We start from the raw sequence: 25972 nt of genomic DNA, 5'->3' as shown, positions 1-25972 counted from the left end.
CTATTCTCACAGGTATGTGCCTCCCTTATCTAGTAATTGACCCAATAACGCTGTCCCAGCCACTGCAGGCCGGTAATGGCAAGCACGATGACGAACAGAATCATGACCATGGATGAAGCATAACCGGTCTGAAGATCGACAAATGCGGTCTGGTACATATCGTACACTACGACAGAAGTGGAGTTAGCCGGTCCGCCGTCCGTCAGCACCTTGACCAGGGCGAAGGATTTGAAATTGCCGATAATGCCGGTCACGAGCAGGAAAAAGGTCGTCGGCGTCAGCAGCGGAAAGGTAATGGAGCGGAACTGGGCGAGCTTGGAGGCGCCGTCAATCGTCGCCGCTTCATACAGGTCGGCAGGGATATTCTTGATCCCGGCAATGTAGATAATCAGCGAGACCCCAAGGTCAATCCAGATCATCAGCAGCATGACCGATGGAAGCGCATACGTTGGATCGGCCAGCCATTTGGGCGGATTGTCCACCCCGATCGCCGACAGGAAACCGTTGACCGGACCGTACGAAGGATGGAAGAGTACCTGCCACACTACCGCCACAGCAACTACACTGGATATCTGGGGCATGAAGTAGATGACCTTGAAGGCACCCGGCGCATATACATGACTCGTGATAATTACCCCGAGGATCAGCGCGATCGCCATCCCGACGGGTACGGCCAGCAGCATAATGAAGTTATTGCCCAGCGACTTCAGGAACACCTCATCCTGGAACAGCTGGCGGAAATTATCGAGGCCGCTCCAGCGGATCTTGTCAAACCCGGTAACGAACGACCATTTGGTGAAGCTGAGCATGAAGGAGAATATCATCGGAATAAGCGTAAATACCAGCACCCCCAGCAGCATGGGACCGGTGAAAAAGTAGCCCATCCCCGCTTCTATCCGTTTTCTTTTTCTGCTGCCGGCGGTTGGTGTCTGATGGGACTGCGGTAAGGTAACTGACGTCTTCAAAGGCTCTGTCCCCCCTCTTGCGTGATCTTATCTCTCATTATAGAAAAGCAAAGAATTTTACATAAGTCACGATCCTGACCCGTTCAGAAAAATTTTTACCTGCCGCTGCGGATGATCAGCATTCCCCGGACATCTGGTACATTGCTGGTGCAAATCGGTCAAAAACGGTGCGGATTTGCGCAAAATAGTTGATTTACTTGGTTTGCCCGCTTTGTTATCTTCTAGGCAAGCACACACGGGCTTGTACTTATAAACTTTTAGGAGGAATCCAGATGAACGCCAAGCCAGATATTATGTCCGCTTATATGGATACTATTGTTGAGCTGCTGAATGAGATCCGGAACGAACCGCAGGACAAGCTGCAGCAGGTGGCAGAGCTGCTTGCGGATCATATCGCACAGGACAAGCTGGTCTACCTCTACGGCCCGGGCGGCCATTCCAATATGAATGCGACTGAGGTCTTCTTCCGCGCCGGCGGCCTGATGCATATCAGCGCCATATTAGATGAAGGCACAATGATCTCGAACGGCGCCCTGCGCTCGATGGCCGTTGAACGCACTCCCGGCTACGGAACGCTTGTTATTGAAGACAACCGGCTAGGCGAGGGCGATATTCTGATTCTTGCCAATGCTTACGGCATTAACACCGCCTGTGTCGATGCGGCTGTAGAAGCCCGGCGCCGGGGAGTCACAACGATTGCCGTTACTTCGGTCGGTCATGCTGAAGCTACGCCTAAGGATCATATTGCCCGCCACCCTTCAGGGCAGAATCTGTATGAGCTGTGCGACTATGTCCTGGACAGCAAGGTGAAGCCCGGTGACGCTGCGCTGCATATTGACGGGATTGAACCGAAGATGGGTTCGACCTCCACCTTCGCCAACGCTTTTCTGCTCAATTCCCTGATGATGACTACAGCGGCCTATCTCGGAGCGAAAGGGATCGAGGTGCCGGTCTGGCGCAGCGGTAACGCTCCCGGCGGGGATGAGTGGAATAACCGCTTCATTGAACGCTTCAAAGGCCGGGTCCGCTGGCTATGAACCTTCAGCTGATTCCTGAGCCTCAGGTGGTGCAGAGCCGGGGACCGGAGCCGGTCAGCGGTATTCGCGGCTGGACGGTGCAGCTTCAGCTCCCCGTGAAGGATGTCCGGCTGCTCACGGCAGCGCAAAGGATATTCACAGAGGTGACGGTGCGTACTACGCATGACGGCAGCGGTGTATTCTCCCTGGTCACGGGCGGTACCCCGCTCAACCCGCTGATGGCCCGGCGGGTTGAGGGCAAGCATGACGGCTACGTGCTGATTACAGACACGGACCGGATTGAGCTGTATGCGCTTAGTGCGTCCGGCCTGTTCTACGGCATTAAGACGCTGGAGCAGCTGATAACCTCCGGCAAAGGCACTGTGCCTGCACTTACGGTTGCCGACTGGGCGGAGCTGAAGCTGCGCAGCGATTATCTCGATCTGCGCACGGTCTATCCGACCTATGAGCATATCCTGGAGTATATCGCGGAGCTGGCCGATTATAAGATCAATACGCTGGTCATTGAATATGAAGACAAGCTGCCCTTCCGTAAGCTGGGCTTCCTGCGCCATCCTGAGCTTGCCTTCAGCGAAGAAGAACACCAGCGGCTGCTGAAGGCCGCACATGACCACTTCGTCACCGTGATTCCGAAGCAGCAGTCCTTCGGCCATCTGGAATATATCCTGAAGCATCCGGCTTATATCGGTCTGCGCGAGGTTCCGGAGACAGTCTCGGAGCTGTGCCCGCACCGCCCAGGCTCCTTCGAGATGATGGCCGGCATTCTGGAGGAAGTGGCTGCCCTGCATCCCCACAGCGACTATCTTCACCTGGGCTGCGATGAGGTCTGGACCCTCGGCACCTGTGAAGACTGCAAGCGGTCCGGGCTTACCCCGGAGGCTTCGTTCATCCGCTTCGTCAATCAACTGGCGGAGAAGACGGTCAGCCTTGGCAAGCAGCCGATGATCTGGCATGATATGATTATGCACGCTACTGCGGAAGAGATTGCGGCGCTGGACAAACGGATTGTAGTCGTCGTCTGGATCTATGGCGGACACCGGATGAAGGCCGATGCCCGGCTGATTCTCCATAAGCTGCGGGATGCGGGCATCGAGACTCTCGGCGCTTCCTCTGTCCGCTGCTGGGATGATAACGGGGACCAGAATTATCCGGTCATCCATAACCGGGTCAAAAATGTGCTGGACTGGATTGAGCTCGCCCGCTCCGAGCAGCTGGGCGGCATTATTCATACGAATTGGGGTTGCCCGTTCTCGCTGGGCAGTCCTTACGGGCTGTTCGAGACCTCGCGTTATCCGGCCTTCCTGGCCGCAGAGCAGAGCTGGAATGCCGGGGCAGATCTCTCTACCTTCCTGGTCCGGTTTCTGCACCGCTTCCACGGACTGCCCGCCGCTCTCCTTAGCGGGGAAGAATGGGCAGATTATGCGGTAACCGACTATTATGCCCTGATCCCGCAACTGCTGCCTGAGGTGAGGAAGAACCGCTTGACCGCCGAGCTGATCGACGCCATGATCCAGTATGAGATTCCGGCGCAGCGCCGTTCCCCGCTGCATACCTTCCTCTTCCGGGGCGCGATGTCTCCGGGCAGTGAGGAAGTGCTGACCTTCCTACGGGACAAATACCGGAGCGGCTACGGCGATCTCCGGCGAGCCAAGCTAAGAATGCAGACCGTGCTTGCCGAGCTGCTGGTGCCGCAGATGGCGGAGCTGTTCCTCCGCTCCCGCTTCTACCGGCCGGAGCTGTTTGAAGCAGACCTGCATGCCATGATTACCGATCTTGAGATCATAGAACAGAAAGCGGGGGATAGCTGATGCCTGATATGCTTGTGAAGCTGTACGATCTGCCGGACAACGGGGCGCTGCTGGAGCGTCTGCGTGGACAAGGCATTGTTATTAAAAGGGCGATGACCAGAGATAAGCAGGCCATTGTGGATTTTGTCGGCCGCCATTTCACGGAGAGCTGGCGGAATGAATGCGAGGTAGCCTTCGCCCACCTGCCCGTCCACTGCTATATCGCAGTGAAGCAGGGCGAGGTGATCGGCTTCGCCTGTCACGAGGTTGTAATGAAGAATTTCTTCGGCCCGACCGGCGTGCTGGACGATTACCGGGGGCTGGGCATCGGGAAGGCCCTACTGCTGGAATGCCTGTCCGCGATGCACCAGAACGGCTACGGCTACGCCGTCATCGGCTGGGTCGAGGACGCACAGCCGTTCTATGAGAAGACCGTCGGTGCGATAGCGATCCCTGACTCTTTTCCCGGTGTATTCCGGGACATGATCAAACTGGGCTGAATCCGGCCCTGATACAGCAAAACAGCGGCATCCCGGGGCTTAACCGTCCCGGGTGCCGCTGTTTGCTGTTGAGCATGTACACCTCCATCAATATATAGTCGGCACCATCCCTCCATCCATGCGGATGGGAGAACCTTTAAAGGCCGCCGCATAAGGACTGCATACGAAGGCAGCCAGCCTGCCGATTTCCACCGGCTTGATGAAACGCTGTAATTCCGATTGCGGCAGGTTGGCCGCCATGAATTTCTGCTCTTTTTCTGCAAAAGTTAAATTTTCGTCAGGATACATTCCCTCAATGATGTGATGCACTTTTTCAGAGAGTGTTGGTCCAGGCATAATGGTATTCACTGTAACCTCTGTTCCTGCTGTCACTTTAGAGATACTTTTGGACAGGGACAGCAGCATGGATTTGGTCATCGCATATTGAGGCATTTGTCCTGAGGGCATGACCGCCTCTTCGCTGGCAATGAAGATCACGCGGCCATAATTCCTGCTCAACATTCCAGGTAAATATAATTTCGTTAATCCGTTTGCAGCCAGCACATTCGTGCGGAAATACTTCTCCCAGATATCCTCGTCCACTTCCTCATACGGCATCAATTCATAAATGCCCATACTGTTGATCAGAATATCAACGCTGGGGAATTGAGCGAATAAGGCTTGTCTTTGTTCAGGATCGGCAAGATCGGCTGCGGCATTCTGAGGAGCGGTGGCCGGGTAATTCAGCTTCAATTCACGGACAGTCTGTTCTGCCTCTTCCCTATTCCGTCCATTGACCAGCACGTTGACGCCTTCCTTGGCAAGCTCTATGGCGATGGCTTTTCCTATACCCTTCGTTGATCCTGTAACTAGTGCTGTTGTATTGTGTAATCCCATCTCCATAATGCACTTCTCCTTATTCATATCTTCTTGTGTTGCGGATAGTGATTATATTATCTCGTTGGGATCATTCAGTAACTAGCACCTTGCGCCAAGCTTCTTGCCGGACACGCCAAAAGTTACAGCTCAGCAAATACTTACATTCAGGTGCTCCGCACGCCACTGTGAAGGCGTAACCCCTTCCCAATGGCGGAAGGCACGGAAGAAAGAGTTCTGATCCTCATACCCGGTCAGAAACGCCACCTCTTTAAGATCAAGCGAAGGATTTGCCAAGTACTCCCGTGCCTGCTCATGTCTGACTTGTGTCAATAGCTGCTTGAAGGTCGTCTTCTCGTCAGTCAGCCGGCGCTGCAAGGTCCGCCCGCTCATCGTAAGCTCCTTCGCAACTGTCTGGAGGTCGGGGCATCCACCTGCGAGACAGTGTGCAATGATCACCTTGACCCTCCCGGATACAGAGAAGCTGTCAAGCTGTTCGTCGAGTGAGCGGTCCAGTGCAGGAGCAAGGATCTCCAGCAGTTCTTTGTTATAAGAAACAAAGGGAAGGTCCAGATGGCTTTGCAGCAGGGTCAACCGGTTATACTTCCCGCCTGTTTGAATCGCGCAGCCGAAATAAGCTTCAAGCACTTGTTCATCGCCCATGGAGTTGACAAATTCGGCGGCCTGCGCTTTCAAGGGCTGACCCGTCCCCTTTCTTCCAAGCTCCAAGAGAAAAGCCAGCGTGATCCCCGCCAGCACCGGCGGACCGGGCAGCCCTGTAGACCCCCACTCCAGTTCTATGGTGCACTGCCCGTTCTCCTCAGTCATCCGCAGGCTTTCGGGCGGACACATCTGTTTGTACCTGACCATGCGGTGCAAGGCATCGCGGTAGTCAGGGGCGTGATACGTCGCTAATACGGCGGGAGGATACTGCGCGGTGTCAAAGGCGGCCGCAAGCCTGGTAATGCCTGACGCAAGATCCCCGGCGAGCTCGGAATACGCCTGCCAGATTGCGAAATATTGGGCAGTGGTAACCGTGGCTTCTGTTGTTATCGTTACAGGGAGCTGTGCCTGACGGGCTACGTCGCGGGCAGCAATCCCCAGGCGGCTTATTCCTGTCCAGAATCCCGGAGGCATTTTAAAGCGTTCAGAGGAACGGGACTTCATAGATATAGGCCTCCTTTTGCCAGTTGCATATTACAGTGTTATGGTTGTCTTAAGGCCATATAAGAATACTCTTGTGCCCGTGATCATGTCTACCTTAATGTACGGGAATGTACAGCCCTGCCTAATTTCACACATATTTCTTATTTTGTTTTAACATATAGGCATTACAATGGATTAGATTATCACTGCATGGTATCCATCATAACTAGTAGGAGGATCAATCATGCCCAATATCTGGATGCATATCGAATTCGGTCAGCAGCTGGCCGGAGAATTCAGCAGCCGCTTCCCGTGTCTCCACCTGCTGGAACAACAGCCGCGGCTCTATAATCTCGGCTGTCAGGGTCCGGATTTCCTGCTATATCACAGCTTTCTTCCTTGGAGACGAGATACCGGGGCACTTCATCTCGGAGACCAGATGCATACGCAGAGCTGCGGGCCTGTACTTGTTGATTTCTGGGAGGCTGCCCGGAGACTTGAAGGAACGGAAGCGGCCCAGGCCCAGCTCTATTTCCTCGGTTTCTTGACCCATCACCTGCTGGACCGCAACCTCCATCCCTATATTAACTGGAAGGCGGGCTATAAGTACCGTGCCCATCAGCGGTTCGAGATTGACCTGGACACTTTGTTCATGAAGCGGCTGCACGGGATGAACACCTGGCAGCACGCTGCCTGGGCTACAATTGACACAGGTGCCCGGCTGCCTGAGCCGGTTCATCGCATTCTTCATGCCACCGCCCTTAAGCATTACCCGGAGACTATGGATCGGCTGCCCGCAGAGATCTGGCAGAGCGCGTACCGCGATATGGTGCTGGCTCAGAAATGCCTGTATGATCCGAAGGGATGGAAGAAGGCTATAACCTGGGGCCGTACCCGCCGGTTGTTCTCACGGAAGCTCACTGCCCGCGAGGAACGGCTGGATTATCTGAATGAGCGGCACTCCCGGTGGCGGCATCCCGCACTATATTCCGAGGTGCAGACCGAATCTGTGTGGGAGCTGTGGGAGGCGGCCCTTGCGGAAGGACGGACGGTGCTCGGAGCGCTTGCCGATTGGCTGGGATGTACGGAGGACTCCGCTGCGGCAAGCCGCAAGCTTGGGCAGTTCACACTGGCACTGGGCAACCGCTCCTACGATACCGGCAAGGATTGCAGCATGAATCTGCAGAATCAATACGCTGAACCCATTTGGACAAGTCTCCCTGGGAGTTGAGGTTGAGCCTACCAACGTCAGCCAACGTCTCTATTACCGCCGCACCCTTTTCCAGCTGAGGAGACGGCTGTCTGCCGCAAACAATTAGAAAAATCCACCTATTTCCCTTTACAGTGACTTCGTGCTTGTCCGAACGCCCCTCCTGCTCGCGAACACAATGTATGCTGTTTTTCACATACATTTGGCCCATATGCCTGCTTACGAGCACAATGTATGCTGTTTTTCACATACATTTGGTCCATATGCCTGCTCGCGAACACAATGTCGGTGCGACCCCCTTATCCCGGAGTCCTCCGTATAAAATCGGTACTTGTTGTAGATATGCTCTTTATTTCGCTTTTTCTCTCGGCCAGAAGAAACTGGAGCGGTCTTCTAGAGTCTGGACCCACTCCGCAAAGGTAACTGGCGGCATGTTCCGAAGGCTTGTATGCATTCTGCGATTGTTGTAAAAGTCCATGTACCGGTCCACCGCTTCATAGGCCTCTTCGAACGTCTCGAAGGCCTCTTTGCGGAACAAATCCCGATCGATATTACTGTGGAACGATTCAATAAAAGCATTTAAATCCGGCGTTCGAGGCGGAATGCGTTCATGGGTCATTTCCCAGCTTTCACACATGTCGCCAAACAGATGGCTGACGAACTGTGGGCCATTGTCGGTGCGGATCACCGGGCGTGCGCTGTCAGGGGCGCAGTGTTGCTCCATGGCGCGTCCCAGCGTCTGGCAGGCGTGCTTGGCCTCACACGACGATCCGCGGTGGTAGCCGACGATGACACGGGTAAACACATCGATAATGCTCAGGACAAAGAAATGCCTATCGCGGCCCGCCACGTAACCGTACTTAATGTCCATCTGCCAGAGCTGGCCCGCCCCTGTAATGACCCGGTTCTCCGGCAGCTTCCGAGGGTGATTAAAACGCTTGTGACGCTGCGGCTGCAGGATATCCAGCGCCTGACACAGCCGGTAGCTTTTCTTGTGATTGAGCCTCAGCCCGTGCTGGTTCCACAAGCACTTGGCCAGCAGTTTGTACCCGTACACGTGCTCCTCTCCAGCGATTAATTCCAGCAGCCATTCCTGGATTTCCTCGTCGCTAATCTTCGCTCCAGACTCGGTCAGGGAATAGCCGGGTACGGGTCTTCCGCGCCCCGGGGGTACGGCCTGGGCATCCTGCTTCTTGCGTTTCTTACGGTCGTAATACGTAGACTCTGCTAGCCCCACGAGACGTAGTACCAACGCTGCGGTATTCCCCTGCTTAATGAACATGTCGGCTACCTCGATTTTTTCGGATAAGCAGGGGTTGGCTTTTTTAGCAGTTCACGCAGAATCTCGATCTCTAACTCCTTTTCGCCGAGGATCTTGACGGCCTTCTCGTATTTCCGCTCCACGTCCAGGAGGCGCTTCAGTTCCTCCACCTGCTCCTGAGGATACGGATGATCTTGTTCTCCATGGGCCTCTCGGTAGTCCCTCACCCACTGATTCACCGTCGATGGAGTCACCCCATACTTTCGGGCAACCACCGCTGCCTTAATGCCAGACAACACCTCTTGCGCAGCCTTCTCTCTTGTTCCTGTTAAGTGTCCCATACCGTTCATCCTCCTCCTATATCTAGTCTACATTTTTGTGGGGGAGGACTCCAACTTCTTTAGGGGGCTGTGGAGATGTATGCTGTTTTTCACATACATTCAGACCGTGTGCCTGCTTGCGAGCACAATGTATGCTGTTTTTCACATACATTTGGTCCATATGCCTGCTCGCGAACACAATGTATGCTGTTTTTCACATACATTCAGCCTTCAGTCACATTCAGCATCAAAGTCATCCCTTTTCCACAGCAGCAGGAAACTATAGTTTCCTATATAATCATAAAAACGCCCGGTTCCCCGGGCGCTCAGCACAATCTATACATTATCCTTCTGTCAGACAGCATTCCAGCTTACAGCGGATCATTCGGAAGAATCTCGGGCGGGGCCGGTGGCACCATATCCGGCTGCTCCGGCGGTACGATTTCGGGATGCTTCTCCGGCACAATCTCCGGCGGGATCACAACCGGCTCCGGGAGGATATCCGGCTTCACATCGGGGACAACCTTCGGCGGAACCTCGGGCGGCAGATCTTTGCTCATCTCCTTATACCTCCTTCATTCCTGATACCTCATTTATACCCGCTCCACGCTTCCTTTAACCTTATTGCCCTAGTCCTCCCCGGTCTTCCCTAGTCCTCCCTTGTCCTCCCTTGCCCTCCCTGTAAATTCCCCTCTTCATGCAAGATGTTTAACCTGCGGTTGATCTCCAAGTAATAGTTGGTTGTTAAGATCAAGGCAACAAGATTACTGGGAGGGATACCGATGCGTCTGGCTCTATTCACGGACACTTTTCTTCCGCAGACGAATGGCGTTGCCCGTACACTCGGCCGGCTGACCAGCCACCTGCACCGCCGGGGAATTGAACATCTGCTGTTCACGCCAAAATCCGCCCCGGAGAGCAGCTACCCCGATCCTGTCAGACCCGTGGCCAGCATCCCCTTTTTCCTCTATCCCGAGTGCAGGCTGGCCCTGCCCGGCATGTCCTCCATGCAGAGTGAACTGGCTGCGTTCGCCCCTGACCTGCTCCATCTCGCCACCCCGTTCAATATCGGCTTAACCGGCCTCCGGTATGCCCGCAAGCAGCAGCTCCCCCATGTCGCCTCCTATCACACCCACTTCGACCGTTACCTCGAATATTACAAAATGAGAAGAATCCTCCCGCTCTACTGGAAATACATGAAGTGGTATCACCGTTCCTGCGATGCCATCCTGGCCCCTTCCCGCGAGACCCTAACCAGCTTGCGCATGGAGGGCTTCACACGACTGCGCTTATGGTCCAGAGGCGTGGACTGTACCCTCTACTCGCCGGAGAGACGAAGTGAAGAGACCAGGGAGCGTTACGGCAAGGGAGCGGCGCTGATGATGCTCTATGTCGGACGGATTGCCCCGGAAAAAGATCTCACCACCCTCCTTCAGGCTATGCAGCTCCTGCCGGAGTCCGTGCGTTCAAAGGTTCAGCTGGTGATTGTCGGCGATGGCCCGCTGCTGCCTGAGCTTAAATCGCAGGCACTAGAGAATGTCACCTTCACCGGTGCCAGACACGGCGAAGAGCTGGCAGAGCTGTACGCCTCCGCCGATCTGTTCGTCTTCCCCTCCTGCACGGAGACCTTCGGCAACGTCGTGCTTGAAGCCATGGCGTCGGGGCTTCCCGTGATCGCCGCAGATGCAGGCGGAACGCGGGAGCTGATCGCACCCGGTGTCACCGGCATGCTGTTCGGGCCGCGCAGCCCGGCAGCCATGGCAGAGCAGATCTGCACCGCCGCCGCCAGGCCCCTGCTGCGGAGCGCAATGGGCCGTGAAGGCCGGCACCAAGCCCTCCAGCGCTCCTGGGAGCAGATTTTTGACAGACTGATTAAGGATTATGAAGAAGTCATCGAGCGCCGCAGGATCAAGAATGAAGCAGGGATCTACACCGCCTGATCCGCTGTCTGCCCGCCTATGAAGACTAAGCGTTCCTGGGACCACGGGAATGCTTTTTTCCATTGTTCACGGTTTCTCCCCATCACTCTATTGACCATTGGAATAATGACTTATATTATACACATATACAATAATCCAAAATATGGAATTCAGTCAGGCGGTGATCCCTTGAAGCCTCTCACAACGATTCGCAGTCATCTTGAGGCTTATCTCTATTCCCAGCAGTTGTCCATCAACCAGTTCTCCATTCAGTCCGGCGTTAATTCCGGCACCTTAAGCCGTATCCTTAGCGGTCAGCAGCCGATTGCCATGAATCACCTGAAATTGATCACCCGGGGCATGTCATTGCCGGAGGATCATTTCTATAGCATGTATGTCGATGAGTGCTTTTTATATTCGGCACCCACCTGGCGGCGGCTGCGCCCCTTCATCCTGAATTCAGCGGAGCTGGGGCGGCTGGACTGTATAGAGCTAGTAGTCAAAAATCTGCTGGACAACCTAACCTATGCTCCGATGCTTTTTGAAGTGGCCGAGGACTTGTTCCAGCAGCATCACTGGCAGGCGGCAGCCGTGCTGTACAAGAATATCAGCGCGAGCGAGAAGTATCAGCATTCCGAGCGGCTGGCCCTCTGCCAGTACCGTTTGTTCCGCATTGCCCTAGGAGACAGCCAGACACTCAACCTCCAGGCTGCTCTTTTATTCGAATGTTATATTGAACGGCTTGAGGTGTCTGATCAGCTCGATGGACTGAAAGCTCTGATGCATGTCTATTATTCGCTGCACAAATGGGACAAGGTGGACGCGCTGGCTCAGGAGATGCACCGTCTTGCCATGCTCAGCTATCACCATCTGCACCGGTCGCAGCGCAGAGACCGCCAGGATAAATGCCCGGAGAAGCCGGTATTCTTCTACGCGCTGTATTCGCATCTGATGCGGGCAAGCGTGTGCGAAGAATTCCGGGACTATGAATCGGCGCTGAAATACGTAGCTCTATATATGGATAGGAGCTGGATACGCGAAAAAGGGGAAGACACCCGGCACATCCTGGACCAATTTCAGGAGTGGGGCACGGCCAATACCCTCCTCTACCGGATGATGTCCGGCGACTATGGAGTGCTGCCTGAATATGTGGCCTATATTGCTCCGCATGCCAGTGAGATCTTTGTAGCCCTGTACCATATTGTGATCTCAGCCAACCGCTTCTCCTGGAATGTGGATGAGGTGCTTGAACAGTTCCCTTCCTATATCCCTTACCGGACCAATCTGAAGGACTTCGGCGAGCTTCACAACCAGCAGATCCTGGCCGACCAGTACTCTACCTTTCTAGCGGAATTAGCCAACTATTATTTACGCAATCACCGCCTGGAAGGGATGGCCTTCCTTCTGCAAAGTCTGGAATCTTCTGCTAAAATAAAGAGTGATAGCATAATCATTAAATGTGTGAATCTGTTTGAACAATTCCGGCATCAAGCCACTGAGGAACAGACAGAACAATACAGACTTCTGATTGGAGAGGTGCAAGAATCCAATGATAAGAAAAATGATTATGCTTCTAATGTCATGTAGCTTGGCCGTTATAGCTATTCACCCCCTGGAGGGTTATGAATCTGTAACAAAGGCTACTGTACAATCCGTGGTTCAGCCTATGGGTCACGGTACGGGGGACGGCTGATTTAGCAGCCGCCGCGCCCCCAGAAAGGATGATGAACATGAAGTTCACCCGAAGGTTATTACTCCTCCCCGCACTTGCACTGGCTCTGGCCGGAGGAGCTGAAGCCGTTCCGGCTTCGGCCAAGCCCGCCCCGGACGTGCAGCTCCAATTAACCTACAACAGCGGAAGCGGAACATCAGGCATGGCCGGAGGCACCGCACAGATCAAGAACGGGGTCTCTTATATGCCAGCTAACCTGGTCACAATCATGGGACTTAAGGTCAAGTGGAATAACGCGGACAAAACCGCCACCTTCAGCGGGTGGAACAAAAGCTTCAGCATGAAGCTTGGTCAATCCACCGGCGTACTGGACGGGAAGAAGGTCTCCCTTGGAGGTATACCTTATATGGCGGATAAGCAGTTGTATGTGCCCGTCAAGTTTGTGGTGGCAGCCCTTGAAGGCGGACCCGTAAGATGGGATGCGGCCACCAATACAATACGGGCCAACGGTCTGCATATGTACCGCGGTTATTCAGAAGTGTTCGACGGCGGAGTGTACTCTTTGTCGCTGGACAGCGGGGAGCTGTATCTGACTACGAAGCAGAACACTAAGCATAAGCTTGCTGTTCTCGGCAAAGGACTGGATGTAGTGGATTTCACTTTCGAGCGCACACCCGCCGGTCTGACACTGCTTCAAGTCGTCAATTCGTATGGCGAGCCCCATGTGCATGCAGAGTATTACACCTATCTAGTGAAGAATAACAGTGTGATCCGCCAGGGGCATACGAATATCCATACCTCCTTCGGCACAGCCCCGGTCTGGGCCGACGGCAAGCTGGTATTCAATGACGGCCGCACACTAAGGCTCATTGAGGATGGGACCGGAGCGGTCAGCGAGACCGTAGATATACCGAAACTGCTGGGTGCAACCGTTTCCCAGGATGTCTACTACAATGTCGAAGCCGTATACCCGGATGTTCTGCTGGTACGCCCTACAGACACTGCCTTCCTGACCCTAGTTGACCGCGCTACTGGTAAGCAGACTGTGTTATATAAGCAGCTGCTCAGTGCAGAGCGCCAGCGCGAAGTAGAGCAGCCCGATTTTATGTTCCCGGGAGACTATATCTACTTCACCGGACGTACTGACAACGTCTTCACCTTCAAGCTTCACAGAATGGACGGCAGCCAAGACATCATCAAGTCCTACACATGGCCAGGCAGCCAGAACTGAGCAGCTACACTTTCACATTCGATTGCACTCTGTTTTTCTGTGAAAATACGTCTCTTGCGATAAACGCACGACCTACGCGGCACGCCCGGTCCAATTATGTTCGGTTTTTCGATTACATTTGGTCCGCACAGATGGCGTAAAGTAAGTTGTGTACCAAGATTTGGAGCCTAGTCAGGCACCAAAAAAGTAGGGTATCCTCGGGATTGCGAAACCACCAAGGAGGAACCCTACCAATGAATATTTTACCCGAAAGTTCGCTGAATAATCTATTTGAAAAACTTGTTAAAGATTTTGTGAAAGACAACATGGAACGCCTGTTGCGCGCCGAAATCCAGGGGTTTATGGAGAGTGAAGAAGCCGGCGCCAGCAATAGTCGCAATGGCTACTATACGCGAGACTTACACACGAAATACGGCCATATCGAGGATCTTCAGGTGCCCCGGGACCGCCAAAGCCTTTTCCAGACGCAGTTGTTTGAGCCGTACCAGCGGCGGGACGGATGGTTAGAAGAGGCCGTCATCCAAATGTATAAATCGGGCATGGGTACGCGGGATGTGGCCCGGTTCATTGAAAGTATGTTTGGCAGCCACTACTCCCCCACCACGGTCAGCAATATTACGGCTACGGTGCTAGACGATATCCACCAGTGGCAGAAACGGCCACTGAGCAAACGGTACTCCGTCATCTATTTAGATGGGCTGTACGTGAAGCTGAAACGGGGCACGGTTCGTGGTGAAGTGGTCTACTTTGCGATGGGAATTGACGAGGAGGGCCAGCGTCAAATTCTCGGGTTCTACGTGGGTGGCCAAGAGAGTTCGAATGGCTGGCGGGAGGTACTCAAAGACCTGTACGACCGCGGAGCGCAGGAAGTCCTGCTGGGTGTGTTTGACGGGCTACCGGGACTGGATGCGGCGTTTAAAGAGACCTATCCTCAGGCGGATGTACAGCATTGCGTAGTGCACAAAGTGCGGGCCACGTTTCATAAAATTCGGGTGGAGCACAAAACCGATGTCATGGAGGCGTTGAAAACCGTATATACGGCACCGGATGAAGTGGTCGCCCGGGCTAACTTTGATACGGTCAAAGCGAAGTGGAACAAGCTGTATCCGAAGGAAATGAGGTCCTGGGAGGAACAGTTATCCACACTCCTGACGTTCTACAACTATCCGCTGTCGATCCGTAAAGCGATCTACACGTCGAACCCCATCGAGCGGATGAACAAGGAAATCCGCAAGCGTCTGAAACCGATGAACAGTCTGACAAACATGGATGCCGCAGAGAAAATCGTGTACCTGGAGATGCTGGAATACAATGAACGTCATGCAGGGCGGGTCGCCCAAGGCTTTGGAGTGGATGCCGTTAAAAAGAAGCTAAAAGAGCTATTCGAAACACGCTACCCCTCTTTGCCCACACCGGAAGAGGCGTAACAGAGAAATCCAGTTTCTGGGAGTCGGGGTTCCCCCTCCCCCCAGAAACACTACATCCCAACCCGTAACCCGGGGGAGGCACTTCTACTCTTTTACACAAACTTCTTGACGCTACCTCCGCACACCTCCGTGCTGCGTATTGTGGTCGGTTTTTCGATTACATTTGGTCCGCTCGCCTCCACGCTGCGCATTGTGGTCGGTTTTTCGATTACATTTGGTCCGCTCGCCTCCACGCTGCGAATTGTGGTCGGTTTTTCGATTACATTTGGTCTGCTCAGCCTCCACGCTGCGCATTGTGGTCGGTTTTTCGATTACATTTGGTCCGCACACCTCCGTGCTGCGCATTTTTATGCTGGAGTTGTGTCTTGAAAGACATATTTGTTTTCGCATACATTTTCGGCAACGACAAAAAAACGCATAAACGTCATTATTATCATAAATGACGTTTATGCGTTTAACATCCAACAGCCAGCAAATAAAAGACAGGGCGTCTACAAACGCCCCTGCCTTTTCATTCTCCGCGCTATTCTTCTCTCTCTTCTTCGTTCTCTCCTCCGTTTACGGTCCTTACGGTAGAGCAGGAGATCCAACATAACTTCAAAAAGCACCCCAAATAGCTCAGCCATACAACCCCTCTTTTCAGCGGTTTCAGCGGTTATAGAAGTGCTACTTCACCCCTTACGGCTCCGCAGTCCACCCAAGCTTGCTCCTTCACTAAATACCCGCTCAATCCTCCGCTGCACCTCGGGGTCAGGAATTAACGGCGGCGCTTGATGCGGCTTCACCCGGGCATCGATGATCACATTATCACAAGCCCAGTGCTTATGCTCCACCGTGCTGTTCACCCCATGGATGTCATGGGACGGATTGCTGCGGGTGAAGGTCGCCCACAGGAAGTTGTTCAGCGACTCCGACATGAAGCTGCTGTCATCGCACAGAATAATCATCGGGCAGGAATCAAGCGCCCCCTGCGCTGCAATCGCAGCGCTCAGGCCGGAGATTTCCTCTGCCGCCGAGGCGTAATCCCGGAACGGCTTCCCCTGCATGGCGACAATCCCCGGCATAATCATCGCCGCCGGGCCCCAGCCCTGCTCCACCCGCTGAAGAACCTCAGGCACCTCCGTGCACAAGCTCCGCTTCTGCTCCCCTACAGCTGCGAAGACTACCTTGCTTCCGCTGTTGATCCCGGTGCCGGAATAATCCAGCGTATCAATCGTTGTATTCGTCTGGAAGTGAATATCACGTCGCAGATTGATCCGCTCCAGAATGTAGGTCAGGAACCCGGCGATATCATGCGTGCTGACCGGCTTGTCCTCTTCTGCCGTGATGAACAGATATTTCGCCAGACTGAGCTGTCCGGTTCCGAGAATCCGATTGCTGATCGTCAGCAGCTCTGCAGGCTGCTTAAGCTGCTGATACGGGGTATACCGCTCACTGCCGATCGCGAACAGCAGCGGGTGCACTCCCGCAGCATCTATCGCATGTACCTCCTTCACGCCGGGAATCTCCGAGCGGATCGCCCCGCCGGTCAGCTCATGGATGAGCTCTCCGAAGGCAGTGTCCTCCTGCGGCGGACGGCCGACCACCGTGAAGGGGAAGATAGCCCCTTTTTTGGCGTAAACCTTGTGAACTCTCATCACCGGAAACGGGTGAGTCAGGCTATAGTAGCCCAGATGATCGCCGAACGGCCCCTCTGGCTTCGTCTCCCCGGGATGAATCTCTCCGGTAATCACGAAGTCAGCATCGCTGCTGACGCAGAAGCCGTCTACATAGCTATAGCGGAAATGACGCCCCGAGAGCAGCCCGGCAAAGGTCATTTCACTTAAGCCCTCCGGCAGCGGCATCACCGCCGAGAGCGTATGCGCAGGCGGGCCGCCGATGAAGCAGCTTACCTTCAGCGGCTCGCCGCGTCTGTTCGCGTGGGCCTGATGAATGCCGATGCCGCGGTGAATCTGATAATGGACGCCCACTTCCTTATTCAGCTCATATTCGTTGCCGCTAAGCTGGATACGGTACATCCCCAGATTGGAGTTCATAATGCCCGGCTTATCGGGATCTTCGGAGTACACCTGCGGAAGCGTGACGAATGCCCCGCCGTCGCCCTGCCAGTGCTTAATCTGCGGAAGATCGGAGATTTGAATCTCCTCGAATCCGGCCGGTACACCGCTGCCCTTCTTGATCGGCAACGCTTTACGGGCGGCAAGGCCTGTCCCGATATACCGCAAAGGCTGCTTGAGCGCCTTCATGGGATTGCTGCGCAGGGCGATGACCGCCTGCGACGATTCCCAAGTGTCGCGGAAGATGAACTTGCTGCGCTCGATAGTTCCGAACAGATTCGAGACCGCCCGGTACTTCGAGCCCCGGACCTTCTCGAACAGCAGAGCGGGACCGCCTGCCTCATAGACCTTCATATGTATCGCCGCCATCTCCAGATGCGGGTCCACCTCTTCATGTATGCGAATTAAATGCCCGTGCTTCTCCAGGTCAATAATACATTCTTCCATATTGCGATATGACATGCTTCTACTCCCATTCTCTCAAGAATATGAACCTCTTTATTATCAATGAGTGTGCCCGTCAGGTCAATTGCCGCCAGGGCAACCTCTCCAGTTGTCACAGATATTCTTGCCTTCTTCTGTGGAGAGCCATTATTATACTTGTAAACCGGACGGCTCCGGGCAAACATTCGGCAAGCAAAGGGGACTAACGCAATGATCATCAAAAAGGTAACCTGGCTGGAGCTCTTCTACGATCTGCTATTTGTCGCTGCGGTCTCCAAAGCCAGCCATGTGCTGCTGCATGTAGAAGACGAGACCCTGTCCCTTGAGACACTGGGCAAATTCGTACTGATCTTCATTCCGATCTGGTGGGCCTGGGTCGGCCAGACGCTTTTCGTTAACCGCTATGGTCAGGATACGGTGATGCACCGGATTTTTCTGATTATCCAGTTGTTCTTCGTATTGATTATGACAGCCAGCCTGTCAATAGATTTCGATGCCAACTATCTGCCGTTTCTGATTGGCTATCTCGGACTCCGGATCATGACCGCGGTCCAATATCATTACAGCCATTCCAGAGAAAGCGGGCATCTGCGCGACACGGCCCGCTATCTGGGATCACGTTTCTGGATTGGACTTGCGATTTCGGCCTGCTCCCTGTTCTTCGATTCTTGGCTGCGGTATGCGGTACTGTACGCAGGAATTATGCTGGACATCATTCTCCCGCTGACGGGACGGAGGATTCTGGTGAAGACGCCCCCCAATACCCATCATCTGCTGGAGCGCTTCTCCCTGTTCGCCTTGATCCTGCTCGGCGAATCTGTGGTTAGCATCCTCGCCGTGCTGCAATCCAGCCGCTGGACCGGGCCGTCTGTCGGCTTCGCTGCGCTCACCTTTGTGCTGATCATCGCCATATGGTGGCAGTATTATGACAACCTGGAGAAGAAGGTCGATATGCATATCCAGACTGCCGGACAGACCATTATCTACGGGCATCTGTTCATTTATCTGTCGCTATGTATGCTTGCTGCGTCAATCCAGCTATTGTTCCTGGATCAGCTTCATTATGGGCAGATGCTGAACCTGTTGTTCGGCTCGGTGCTGCTCTACTTCGCTTCCACGACACTGGTCTTCCAGGTCTACAGGCATAAGCAGCATCGGCTGGGAATGAAGCCGCTGGCAGGGCTAACCGTCATTCTGGCCTGCTTCTATGTGCTGGATCTTATAGTCCATGTACCGAATGTCCTGATCATGGGCGAGCTGGCTCTGTTCTTCGCGCTGTACGCCAGAATTACTGCCTGACCCGGCTGCCCGTCAGCTCTCAGGCACTGGCCCCATCTATTCGCTCTGCACGCCAAGAGGCTGCACCAGAGGTCATTGCCCGCCTCAGGTACAGCCTCTTCCGTTCGTCTTACTGGCCTGTAAATTCAATCTCATCGTACTCATAATAAGCCTGTAGGATCTGCTGCCGGTCATCCAGGAACAGCTGGTCAGCCACGCCGCTGACCAGTCTAGGAATCGCATTCCGCAGGCCCGAGATGGCCGATGCCGATAACCCGCAGCTGGCCAGAGCGGAATAGTTGAACACGAATAAGCCATGCAGCAGCTTGCGGCCTGCTTCATCCCGGCTCTGAAGTGCAAAGCCTGGACTAAGGTAAGGGTGTGCATCCAGCAGCGGATTCGCCGCTCCCGCAGGCGCCGTGTACCGGTCGCTCCAGCGGGCAATATGAGGCTCCACCTGCCGCAGCTCCGGCCGCAGGGCAGGATCGCTAAGCAGGCCCGTGCTGACGATCAGATAGTCGAAGCTGAACTCTCCAGCTGATGTAGTCACCACCGCCTGCTCCCCCGAAGCCTCCACCTTCAGCCACGGCGAGCCGAGGTGCAGCCGGAAGCCGGGCCACGCCGCTGCACGGCGGAAGGTATCGCCCGTCGGCGGCTGATTATACTGGAAGAAATGCGAGATCACTGCATATTTGTCCGCATCCGTCAGGGTATGGAACCGCTCAATCATTCCCGAGCCCTCCATCTGGCGGATCGGGTTCACCCCCGGAAGCTGCGCCCGGCGGACGAAGACCTGGGCCTCAGCCGCGCCCTCCTGAAGCGCGTAATTGGCATTGTCAAAGGCGGACGCCCCGCCGCCGAGAATCCCCACCCGCTTGCCGCGCAGGGCAACGAAGTCAATCTGCCGGGAGGTGTGGGCGTACAGGCGCTCCGGCAGATGATCTGCAATCATCGGCGGAACATGCCACTGTCCTCCGCCTTGAATGCCTGTAGCCAGCACCACCTTACGGGCCAGCAGTGTTCCAGCCTGCGCACCCGCTCCTGTAACCTGCAGACGGTAGATTCCGTCGTCACCAGGTTCAACCAGCATTAGCTGCACCTCGTTACGTACCGGCAGCTTCAGAACCTGCCGGTACCAGCGCAGATACTCCATCCACTGGCCGCGCGGGATTTTGTCCACTTCACTCCAGGCGGCCGTTCCATGCTGAGCCTCCCACCAGGAGCGGAAGGTCAGCGACGGGATTCCCAGATCAATCGAGGTCAGATGCTTGGGAGTGCGCAGCGTCACCATCCGGGCGTAGGTCTCCCAAGGCCCCTCCAGCCCGTCACGATTCTCGTCGATAATCAGCAGATTCGAGATCCGTTCGCGCAGCAAGCCAAAAGCCGCACCAAGCCCGCTCTGGCCCCCGCCCACAATGACGACATCATAGACATGGCCTTCATCATGCTCCACAGGGCGGACCCAATCCGCGCCGCCATAGGCGAGATAAGCGAGATCCGTGTTCACGCGTTCATTCAAGGCTTCCAGGCTCATCATTCCTCAGACCTTTCCGGGGCATCTTCAGCTCATAGCTGCTGCCCACTTGGCATCCTGCTCCACAATCCCTGATATACATCTATGGCGATATTATATAGGGTATGCACCCGCTTTTGAATATTGATGGAAGGTTTATTGTCATAAGAGCTGAATTCAGTGGACGGGATTGTACATTAAGCCAATATTTTAACGCCAACTCGCCTTAATGCTTGACAAACGAAATATTATCTCACACGTATCGCAAAATCCCCCCACAAAGTGAGGCTTTAGCTTCGATGATGACTCAGGTACTTTGCGGGGACCCCAAAACATATAAATTCTTTCAAAAAAAAACCGCCCCCATCAGCCCTCCGGCCCCGGAAACAGCTCTTTCGTTCAGTCATTCACAGCTACACTATGCAATCTGGCTCTCTATCTTGCTCTGTTCATAGAATATAAATAGGTCCGCCACCTTAGAAGCGTGCTACAAAAAACTCGCGGTTCGACGGGACGAACTTCTGTGTGCGCTGCACATTATCCGCATCGATAATTCGGAGCGTGTAGCTGACTGTTGTCAGCGTACTGATCGTATTAAACTGGGCGACGCCGAATTCATCGAACTGAGCCGTGATCACAGTGCCGGAGCTCCGGGTCAGTGTAGCCGTCCAGCCCTGCGTTTCGTAAGGGACATTGTTATTGTTCACGGCAAGCACGATGAAATTATTAAGCACCTGTCTGATCCGCCGTCTCTTGGGTCTTACTACCGCCGCTGCTCTTGCTTTTTTAGCCATCAGTTGACGTTTTGCCAGCAATGCCTTCTTCTCTGATTCTTTCATTTGCTTCACCACTTTCTATTGGAATACAGTAGTAAATGCAAGAGAAGAATCAACCGAAACGCACGATTGCCTGTTATTTACATAAATGTATCGCTGTACTCATTCATGGTTTCGTACCCACAGGGCAGTTGGCCGCATACACTGCTTCATAGAGGTGATTACATTATGAAGAGTGTACCATCATGGGTCAGGCGTCACGCCGCCAAGCTCAACCGGCCCCTGAAGCATAAGATCCGCAGTGCTTATTCCACTAGTGCTGCAAATGCTGCTATACCGGTGATCATACAGTTCAGACAACCGATTACTCCAGCGGGACTCCGCGAACTAAGGACACATCTGGGACGGCATGTCCTCCCGGTCAAGCATCATCTGCGGCTGCACCAGGCCGTGGCTTCACAGGTATCCCTGAAATGTCTGGAGCATGTATGCCGCTGGAACGGAGTCCATAAAGTCTATCTGGACGGCATTAAGAAGGCTACGCTCAACATTGCAACTCCATCCATAGGCGCTACAGCGGTTAGACGCTCAAGAGGGCTTACCGGCAAAGGCATCAACATCGCTGTGCTTGATACCGGAGTCTATCCGCATCCCGATCTGACCCGGCCGGTGAACCGCATTCTGGCGTTCAAGGATTATATCAATCACCGGAAATGCCCGTATGATGACAACGGACACGGCACGCATATCACCGGGGATGCCGCTGGTAACGGCTGGTCCAGCCGGGGCAAGTACCGGGGACCCGCGCCGGAAGCGGGGATTGTCGGAATCAAGGTGCTGGATAAGTATGGGGACGGCTATGACTCCACCATTATCAAGGCAATTGAATACTGCATTACCCGCCGCAAAAAGCTGAAGCTGCGCATCCTCTCCATGTCCTTCGGAGGACCGGTGGCTCCGCATGTCAAGGATGACCTTCTCGTCCAGGCCGTTGAAAAAGCCGTCAAAGCCGGGCTCACCGTAGTCATCGCCGCCGGTAATGCCGGCCCCAGGCGCCGGACTATTGAGTCCCCCGGAATCAGCCCCTCCGCGATCACCGTCGGAGCCGTCAATGACCGCCGGACGCTGACGCAGAAGGATGACCGGATCGCTGTCTATTCCAGCCGCGGGCCCGCTCCCGGCGGCAAGGTGAAGCCGGATCTGGTCGCCCCCGGCGATTCAGTGATCTCGCTGCGTGCCCCCGGCTCCCAGCTGGTCCGTGAACTGCCGCGCAATAAGGTCGGCAAGCGGTATTTCAAGCTGTCCGGCACCAGCATCTCCACGCCCATCGTGTCAGGTGCCGCCGCCCAGCTGCTCCAGCTCCGCCCATGCCTCACGCCGCGCCAGGTGAAGCTCTTGCTGAAGCGTAACGCCTTCCCCCTCCGCCTGAAGCCGAATACCGGCGGCAGCGGAGAGATCGACGTACGGTTCCTGAAGCGGCGCTGCTTCCCCAAGAAACCCCACAAAGTGAGACTATAGCTTCGATGGATATTCAGGTACTTTGCGGGGACCCCAAAACAAACCGGTAACCGCTCCTTATTCCACGGGGAGCGGTTGCTCACCCGCCAGACACGGCCATAGCTGCCGTGCCCAAGCTAACAACTCCTCGTCTTCTCCATATCTTCCTATACACTGGAAGCCTAGCGGCATGCCTTCAAGCGTTGCCGCAGGCAGACTGACCGTGGGCACTCCCGCGAAGCCCCAGACCGCAGGCATCCCTGCCCAGCCCGTATTCCGCTCCTCAATCTTCGGCGCAGTCCCCCCTTGGGCCGGAGAGACCCACAGATCGATTCCCTCTTGTTCCATAAGCTCCATTAGATCCTGCCTCAGCTCCCTTTGCCGGGTTCGGTACTGCTCCAGCTCCTCCTCCGGAATCTGCAGCCCTCTAAGGATCGCTTCCTGCACGGGAAGACCGTATTCCGCTCTATGCTCCGCGAATCTATGCTCATGCTCCCGTGCCAGCTCACCCTCAATGAAACGCAGCATCGCATTTCCGTAGATGAGTTCATCCTCCCACGGCATTTGGACGTAACGGACTTCATATCCAAGCTGTTCAAGCCCTGTGATCTGAGCCCCGAACAGCCCTTTGACTTCCGCGCTCATCAGCTCCATATAGACTCCCTTGGGGATGCCCAGAACCGGCTTGCGGGGCATTGGGGCAGCAGGAGCCTCCCAGTCCGGGACAAGCAAGGCCGCCGCAGCCTCCATATCAGGCAAGTTTTGTGTGAAGAACCCTACTGTGTCAAAAGACGGTGAGAACAGCAGCACCCCATCCAGCGGAACCCTCCCGTAGCTGGGCTTGAAGCCGACCACTCCGCAAAAGGACGCCGGGGCGATCACCGAACGCAGCGTCTGTGTGCCCACTGCCAGCGGACAGAGCCCCGCAGCCACCGCTGCGGCGGAGCCTGCACTGGAACCTCCTGGAGTATGCCCGGTATTATGCGGATTAAGCGTAGCAATCGGCCCGTTATAGGCGAATTCCTCGGTCACCGTCTTGCCTGCAATCACGGCCCCTAGGGCACGCAGCTTAGCGACCAGAGATCCCTGGGCACCGGCTAACAGCTCAGCGGATAGCTGTGATCCCGCCCGGGTCGGCAGGCCGTCTACATGCAGCAGATCCTTAATGCCCACAGGAATGCCGAAGAGGGCCGGTTTACGCTCATCTCCGCTGTAGGTACGTTGCAGCAGAGCTTTTTCCGAATCCAGACGCCCTTCAGCCTCAGCCTCAGGGACAAATGCATGGATATGCGGCTCAACCTGTCTGTAACGCTCCAAGTACGGGTCAAGCACAGTTTCGGGTGAATATCCGGGTTCGTGAATCTGGCTCATCATTTCTGTCAGGGATAACTTGTGAAGCAGCATAAGATCATCTCCATGGAAGATTATGTATAGCATTTGGCTTATTACGGTTCAGTCTGCAAAAGGTAACAGAAATCCCCAACCTTACTTAGCACCAAAAAAGCCACCCGGGACGCTTCCCCTCCAAGATGGCTTTCATAACCCCTATCACCAGAGATTCCTAAAGCTCTTCTTCTTTTTGCTCCCCGTCCTGCTTATACTCATACAGCTTCTGATTAAGCTGCTTGGCTTCCCGTTTCCCGTCGATGTGCATCATCGCGTACACCATACTTTTGACCACCAGAATAACAATGACGAACGGCACCAGCACTCCCTTATCCATCAGCGGACCGTCAGCGAACAGCCATAGCCAGAGAATCACCAATACATCAGCAAGGATGAAGCAGAGGTAGAAGCTGATCGTCTGCACTTTGGGATCAACCTCATACGTATTCACCAGCGCATAGCGGAAGCAGGTAAATGCCGCAGCCCCCAGGAACAATTGCACCAGCAGCGAGCCCCGGATCATCTCCGTTGAGTTCAGAGCCAGCACAACCGCCGCGAGCACCATCAGACCCCCGCAAGCCACCAGCAGATCCTTCACGAACAAAGACACATACTTTCTGGTTGTAATCATGCGTTTTCCTCCTAGTCAAGTTTGGACAGCACAGCTATAACCCTAACTTCCGTTTGAGCACCGGGACGTATTGTCTGGAGATGTAGACCTTCTCACCGTTGTGCAGCAGCGCCTCGTATCTTCCGTAGAGCACCGGGCGGAGCGACTCGATCTTGGCCACATTCAGAATACTGGATTTGGATGCCCTGAAAAAATCGCCAGACTCATACTCCGTCTCCAGCTCATAAAGCTTCAGCCTTGACTCATACACCTTCTCCTGGCAGTAGATGAACACCTTATGATCCACCGCCTCGAAATAATAGACCTCATGCGGATGGATGATGTGCATTTGCAGCCCTTTCATACCAATCAGCTTCCTTGCGCCTGCGCTCACCGAGTAGATCAGCCCCAGCAAGGCTTCATCCGGGTCATTGCACCTGAGAATAATTTCAGGCTCACCGCCCTCCGGCACCTGCTCAATTGTGATTTTCACCGCCACCGCCTCCTGCCTTCTCTCCCTACAGCTACAGTATATTTTTGTAAAATGACTTATACAATGGCCTTTGCGCAAGCTGCACTCTAGCGGCTTCAAGCTGCAATAACGGAATCTCAGTCCGCAACCTCGTCTGCAATTGGCTACACTTCTAATGGGTCCGCCTAATTTAGAGGATTCAGTCGAGAATGGCGTATCATCTGAGCAGCAAAAAACCCGCAGATCAGCTCTGCGGGTTCTTGGAATATACAATTTTGCGGATGCTGTCGATGGATAACCCGTATTGCTCGCACAATTGGTACAACTCTGCACCTTCTTGGAAGCGGCTACGGATCTCAGCATTGCGGACTTTATAGTAATCGGCTGCTCCTGAGCTTTCACCCCATTTTCGGCGTTTGCTCTTGCAGGTTGGGATATACAGGGCTTCCCCTTGAATATATTGCTGAATCTCCTTCAGCAAGTGGTCTGGCAATAGCTTTGCTGCATTTATACATTGCATCTCTGGCTCGCTCCTTAAAATATATTAATCTTTTAAGGGCAAAGCCTGTGTATAAATAACTGTATTTCTTAAAACATACTACAGGCGAA

24 protein-coding genes are annotated in these 25972 nt (G+C 54.4%); 10 read left to right on the top strand and 14 right to left on the bottom strand.

The genetic code is table 11. The features are described 5' to 3' along the window. Positions 1-29 precede the first annotated feature (29 nt). Complete coding sequence (locus MKY12_RS08910; RefSeq protein ID WP_076078219.1) at positions 30-965, bottom strand: sugar ABC transporter permease; 936 nt, start codon at positions 963-965, stop codon at positions 30-32. Positions 966-1237: 272 nt separating this feature from the next. Here MKY12_RS08910 and MKY12_RS08905 point away from each other — a divergent pair, with 272 nt between their 5' ends. The 3 genes from MKY12_RS08905 to MKY12_RS08895 are packed head-to-tail and all read left to right on the top strand — an operon-like array spanning position 1238 to position 4289. Beyond that, complete coding sequence (locus tag MKY12_RS08905; protein ID WP_339313497.1) at positions 1238-2002, top strand: SIS domain-containing protein; 765 nt, start codon at positions 1238-1240, stop codon at positions 2000-2002. Further along, the gene (locus MKY12_RS08900) at positions 1999-3810 is read left to right on the top strand and encodes a family 20 glycosylhydrolase (RefSeq protein WP_339313496.1); all 1812 of its coding nucleotides are present in this window, start codon (positions 1999-2001) and stop codon (positions 3808-3810) included. Before MKY12_RS08905 ends, MKY12_RS08900 begins: the two co-directional genes overlap by 4 nt. Continuing rightward, a complete protein-coding gene (locus MKY12_RS08895; protein WP_339313494.1) occupies positions 3810-4289 on the top strand; it encodes a GNAT family N-acetyltransferase in 480 nt (159 codons plus the stop codon). Before MKY12_RS08900 ends, MKY12_RS08895 begins: the two co-directional genes overlap by 1 nt. A gap of 87 nt (positions 4290-4376) precedes the next feature. Here MKY12_RS08895 and MKY12_RS08890 read toward each other — a convergent pair whose 3' ends face one another. Together MKY12_RS08890 and MKY12_RS08885 are read right to left on the bottom strand one after the other, a co-directional pair. After that, entirely contained in the window at positions 4377-5171 is a 795-nt protein-coding gene (locus tag MKY12_RS08890; protein WP_339313493.1) for an SDR family oxidoreductase, read from the bottom strand. 123 nt (positions 5172-5294) lie between these two features. Next, positions 5295-6311: a helix-turn-helix domain-containing protein gene (locus MKY12_RS08885; RefSeq protein ID WP_339313491.1), complete on the bottom strand. Its 1017-nt coding sequence runs from the start codon at positions 6309-6311 to the stop codon at positions 5295-5297. Between the two features lie 223 nt (positions 6312-6534). On the opposite strand from MKY12_RS08885, the gene MKY12_RS08880 reads away from it, so the two are divergent. Continuing rightward, a complete protein-coding gene (locus MKY12_RS08880) occupies positions 6535-7521 on the top strand; it encodes a zinc dependent phospholipase C family protein (protein ID WP_339313490.1) in 987 nt (328 codons plus the stop codon). A 328-nt stretch (positions 7522-7849) separates the two neighbouring features. Here the strand turns inward: MKY12_RS08880 and MKY12_RS08875 are convergent, their stop codons facing one another. The 3 genes from MKY12_RS08875 to MKY12_RS08865 all read right to left on the bottom strand — a co-directional run bounded on the left by MKY12_RS08875 (position 7850) and on the right by MKY12_RS08865 (position 9641). Next, positions 7850-8782: an IS3 family transposase gene (locus tag MKY12_RS08875; protein WP_339313489.1), complete on the bottom strand. Its 933-nt coding sequence runs from the start codon at positions 8780-8782 to the stop codon at positions 7850-7852. A 5-nt stretch (positions 8783-8787) separates the two neighbouring features. Continuing rightward, complete coding sequence (locus tag MKY12_RS08870; RefSeq protein WP_339313488.1) at positions 8788-9102, bottom strand: helix-turn-helix domain-containing protein; 315 nt, start codon at positions 9100-9102, stop codon at positions 8788-8790. A gap of 350 nt (positions 9103-9452) precedes the next feature. Then, positions 9453-9641: a hypothetical protein gene (locus tag MKY12_RS08865; RefSeq protein WP_209874569.1), complete on the bottom strand. Its 189-nt coding sequence runs from the start codon at positions 9639-9641 to the stop codon at positions 9453-9455. Positions 9642-9863: 222 nt separating this feature from the next. Between MKY12_RS08865 and MKY12_RS08860 the strand changes: the two genes are divergently transcribed. The 4 genes from MKY12_RS08860 to MKY12_RS08845 all read left to right on the top strand — a co-directional run bounded on the left by MKY12_RS08860 (position 9864) and on the right by MKY12_RS08845 (position 15330). Continuing rightward, positions 9864-11021, top strand: a complete 1158-nt coding sequence (locus tag MKY12_RS08860; protein ID WP_339313487.1) for a glycosyltransferase family 1 protein — start codon at positions 9864-9866, stop codon at positions 11019-11021. A gap of 168 nt (positions 11022-11189) precedes the next feature. Next, the gene (locus MKY12_RS08855; RefSeq protein WP_036725409.1) at positions 11190-12587 is read left to right on the top strand and encodes a hypothetical protein; all 1398 of its coding nucleotides are present in this window, start codon (positions 11190-11192) and stop codon (positions 12585-12587) included. Between the two features lie 134 nt (positions 12588-12721). Then, positions 12722-13903: a copper amine oxidase N-terminal domain-containing protein gene (locus MKY12_RS08850; protein ID WP_339313486.1), complete on the top strand. Its 1182-nt coding sequence runs from the start codon at positions 12722-12724 to the stop codon at positions 13901-13903. Between the two features lie 233 nt (positions 13904-14136). Continuing rightward, entirely contained in the window at positions 14137-15330 is a 1194-nt protein-coding gene (locus MKY12_RS08845; protein WP_339249823.1) for an IS256 family transposase, read from the top strand. 92 nt (positions 15331-15422) lie between these two features. Here MKY12_RS08845 and MKY12_RS08840 read toward each other — a convergent pair whose 3' ends face one another. Both MKY12_RS08840 and MKY12_RS08835 read right to left on the bottom strand, forming a co-directional pair. After that, positions 15423-15563: a hypothetical protein gene (locus MKY12_RS08840; protein WP_339313485.1), complete on the bottom strand. Its 141-nt coding sequence runs from the start codon at positions 15561-15563 to the stop codon at positions 15423-15425. Positions 15564-16001: 438 nt separating this feature from the next. Continuing rightward, positions 16002-17849 (bottom strand): UbiD family decarboxylase, encoded by a 1848-nt coding sequence (locus tag MKY12_RS08835; protein WP_339313484.1) that lies wholly within the window; start codon positions 17847-17849, stop codon positions 16002-16004. Between the two features lie 192 nt (positions 17850-18041). Here MKY12_RS08835 and MKY12_RS08830 point away from each other — a divergent pair, with 192 nt between their 5' ends. Further along, positions 18042-19130 (top strand): low temperature requirement protein A, encoded by a 1089-nt coding sequence (locus MKY12_RS08830; protein ID WP_339313483.1) that lies wholly within the window; start codon positions 18042-18044, stop codon positions 19128-19130. Positions 19131-19239: 109 nt separating this feature from the next. On the opposite strand, the gene MKY12_RS08825 is transcribed toward MKY12_RS08830, so the two are convergent. Next, complete coding sequence (locus MKY12_RS08825; RefSeq protein WP_339314829.1) at positions 19240-20643, bottom strand: NAD(P)/FAD-dependent oxidoreductase; 1404 nt, start codon at positions 20641-20643, stop codon at positions 19240-19242. A 455-nt stretch (positions 20644-21098) separates the two neighbouring features. Beyond that, the gene (locus MKY12_RS08820; RefSeq protein WP_339313482.1) at positions 21099-21416 is read right to left on the bottom strand and encodes a hypothetical protein; all 318 of its coding nucleotides are present in this window, start codon (positions 21414-21416) and stop codon (positions 21099-21101) included. Between the two features lie 210 nt (positions 21417-21626). Here MKY12_RS08820 and MKY12_RS08815 point away from each other — a divergent pair, with 210 nt between their 5' ends. Beyond that, entirely contained in the window at positions 21627-22916 is a 1290-nt protein-coding gene (locus tag MKY12_RS08815) for a S8 family peptidase (protein WP_339313480.1), read from the top strand. A 57-nt stretch (positions 22917-22973) separates the two neighbouring features. Here the strand turns inward: MKY12_RS08815 and MKY12_RS08810 are convergent, their stop codons facing one another. From MKY12_RS08810 to MKY12_RS08795, 4 genes are all read right to left on the bottom strand, one after another. Next, entirely contained in the window at positions 22974-24299 is a 1326-nt protein-coding gene (locus MKY12_RS08810) for an amidase (RefSeq protein ID WP_339313479.1), read from the bottom strand. Between the two features lie 157 nt (positions 24300-24456). After that, complete coding sequence (locus MKY12_RS08805) at positions 24457-24912, bottom strand: hypothetical protein (protein WP_036725414.1); 456 nt, start codon at positions 24910-24912, stop codon at positions 24457-24459. Between the two features lie 34 nt (positions 24913-24946). Next, positions 24947-25384 carry a LytTR family DNA-binding domain-containing protein gene (locus tag MKY12_RS08800; protein WP_339313478.1) on the bottom strand — a complete coding sequence of 146 codons (438 nt, stop codon included), beginning with the start codon at positions 25382-25384 and terminating at the stop codon, positions 24947-24949. Positions 25385-25607: 223 nt separating this feature from the next. Beyond that, positions 25608-25883: a CD3324 family protein gene (locus MKY12_RS08795; RefSeq protein ID WP_209874583.1), complete on the bottom strand. Its 276-nt coding sequence runs from the start codon at positions 25881-25883 to the stop codon at positions 25608-25610. Positions 25884-25972: the final 89 nt, after the last annotated feature.

This window comes from Paenibacillus sp. FSL M7-0896 (genome assembly GCF_037975415.1).
In the GTDB taxonomy this organism is placed as follows: domain Bacteria; phylum Bacillota; class Bacilli; order Paenibacillales; family Paenibacillaceae; genus Paenibacillus_AQ; species Paenibacillus_AQ silagei.
This window is presented reverse-complemented; position numbering and strand designations above follow the sequence as displayed.

Excerpts from the sequence above, each read along its gene's own strand:
- MKY12_RS08835 (WP_339313484.1), bottom strand. The coding sequence starts at position 17,849 with ATGTCATATCGCAATATGGAAGAATGTATTATTGACCTGGAGAAGCAC.
- MKY12_RS08830 (WP_339313483.1), top strand. The coding sequence starts at position 18,042 with ATGATCATCAAAAAGGTAACCTGGCTGGAGCTCTTCTACGATCTGCTA.
- MKY12_RS08820 (WP_339313482.1), bottom strand. The coding sequence starts at position 21,416 with ATGGCTAAAAAAGCAAGAGCAGCGGCGGTAGTAAGACCCAAGAGACGG.
- MKY12_RS08850 (WP_339313486.1), top strand. The coding sequence starts at position 12,722 with ATGATGAACATGAAGTTCACCCGAAGGTTATTACTCCTCCCCGCACTT.
- MKY12_RS08885 (WP_339313491.1), bottom strand. The coding sequence starts at position 6,311 with ATGAAGTCCCGTTCCTCTGAACGCTTTAAAATGCCTCCGGGATTCTGG.
- MKY12_RS08795 (WP_209874583.1), bottom strand. The coding sequence starts at position 25,883 with ATGCAATGTATAAATGCAGCAAAGCTATTGCCAGACCACTTGCTGAAG.
- MKY12_RS08845 (WP_339249823.1), top strand. The coding sequence starts at position 14,137 with ATGAATATTTTACCCGAAAGTTCGCTGAATAATCTATTTGAAAAACTT.
- MKY12_RS08810 (WP_339313479.1), bottom strand. The coding sequence starts at position 24,299 with ATGCTGCTTCACAAGTTATCCCTGACAGAAATGATGAGCCAGATTCAC.
- MKY12_RS08875 (WP_339313489.1), bottom strand. The coding sequence starts at position 8,782 with ATGTTCATTAAGCAGGGGAATACCGCAGCGTTGGTACTACGTCTCGTG.
- MKY12_RS08870 (WP_339313488.1), bottom strand. The coding sequence starts at position 9,102 with ATGGGACACTTAACAGGAACAAGAGAGAAGGCTGCGCAAGAGGTGTTG.
- MKY12_RS08860 (WP_339313487.1), top strand. The coding sequence starts at position 9,864 with ATGCGTCTGGCTCTATTCACGGACACTTTTCTTCCGCAGACGAATGGC.
- MKY12_RS08815 (WP_339313480.1), top strand. The coding sequence starts at position 21,627 with ATGAAGAGTGTACCATCATGGGTCAGGCGTCACGCCGCCAAGCTCAAC.
- MKY12_RS08905 (WP_339313497.1), top strand. The coding sequence starts at position 1,238 with ATGAACGCCAAGCCAGATATTATGTCCGCTTATATGGATACTATTGTT.
- MKY12_RS08880 (WP_339313490.1), top strand. The coding sequence starts at position 6,535 with ATGCCCAATATCTGGATGCATATCGAATTCGGTCAGCAGCTGGCCGGA.
- MKY12_RS08865 (WP_209874569.1), bottom strand. The coding sequence starts at position 9,641 with ATGAGCAAAGATCTGCCGCCCGAGGTTCCGCCGAAGGTTGTCCCCGAT.
- MKY12_RS08900 (WP_339313496.1), top strand. The coding sequence starts at position 1,999 with ATGAACCTTCAGCTGATTCCTGAGCCTCAGGTGGTGCAGAGCCGGGGA.
- MKY12_RS08890 (WP_339313493.1), bottom strand. The coding sequence starts at position 5,171 with ATGGAGATGGGATTACACAATACAACAGCACTAGTTACAGGATCAACG.
- MKY12_RS08895 (WP_339313494.1), top strand. The coding sequence starts at position 3,810 with ATGCCTGATATGCTTGTGAAGCTGTACGATCTGCCGGACAACGGGGCG.
- MKY12_RS08825 (WP_339314829.1), bottom strand. The coding sequence starts at position 20,643 with ATGAGCCTGGAAGCCTTGAATGAACGCGTGAACACGGATCTCGCTTAT.
- MKY12_RS08805 (WP_036725414.1), bottom strand. The coding sequence starts at position 24,912 with ATGATTACAACCAGAAAGTATGTGTCTTTGTTCGTGAAGGATCTGCTG.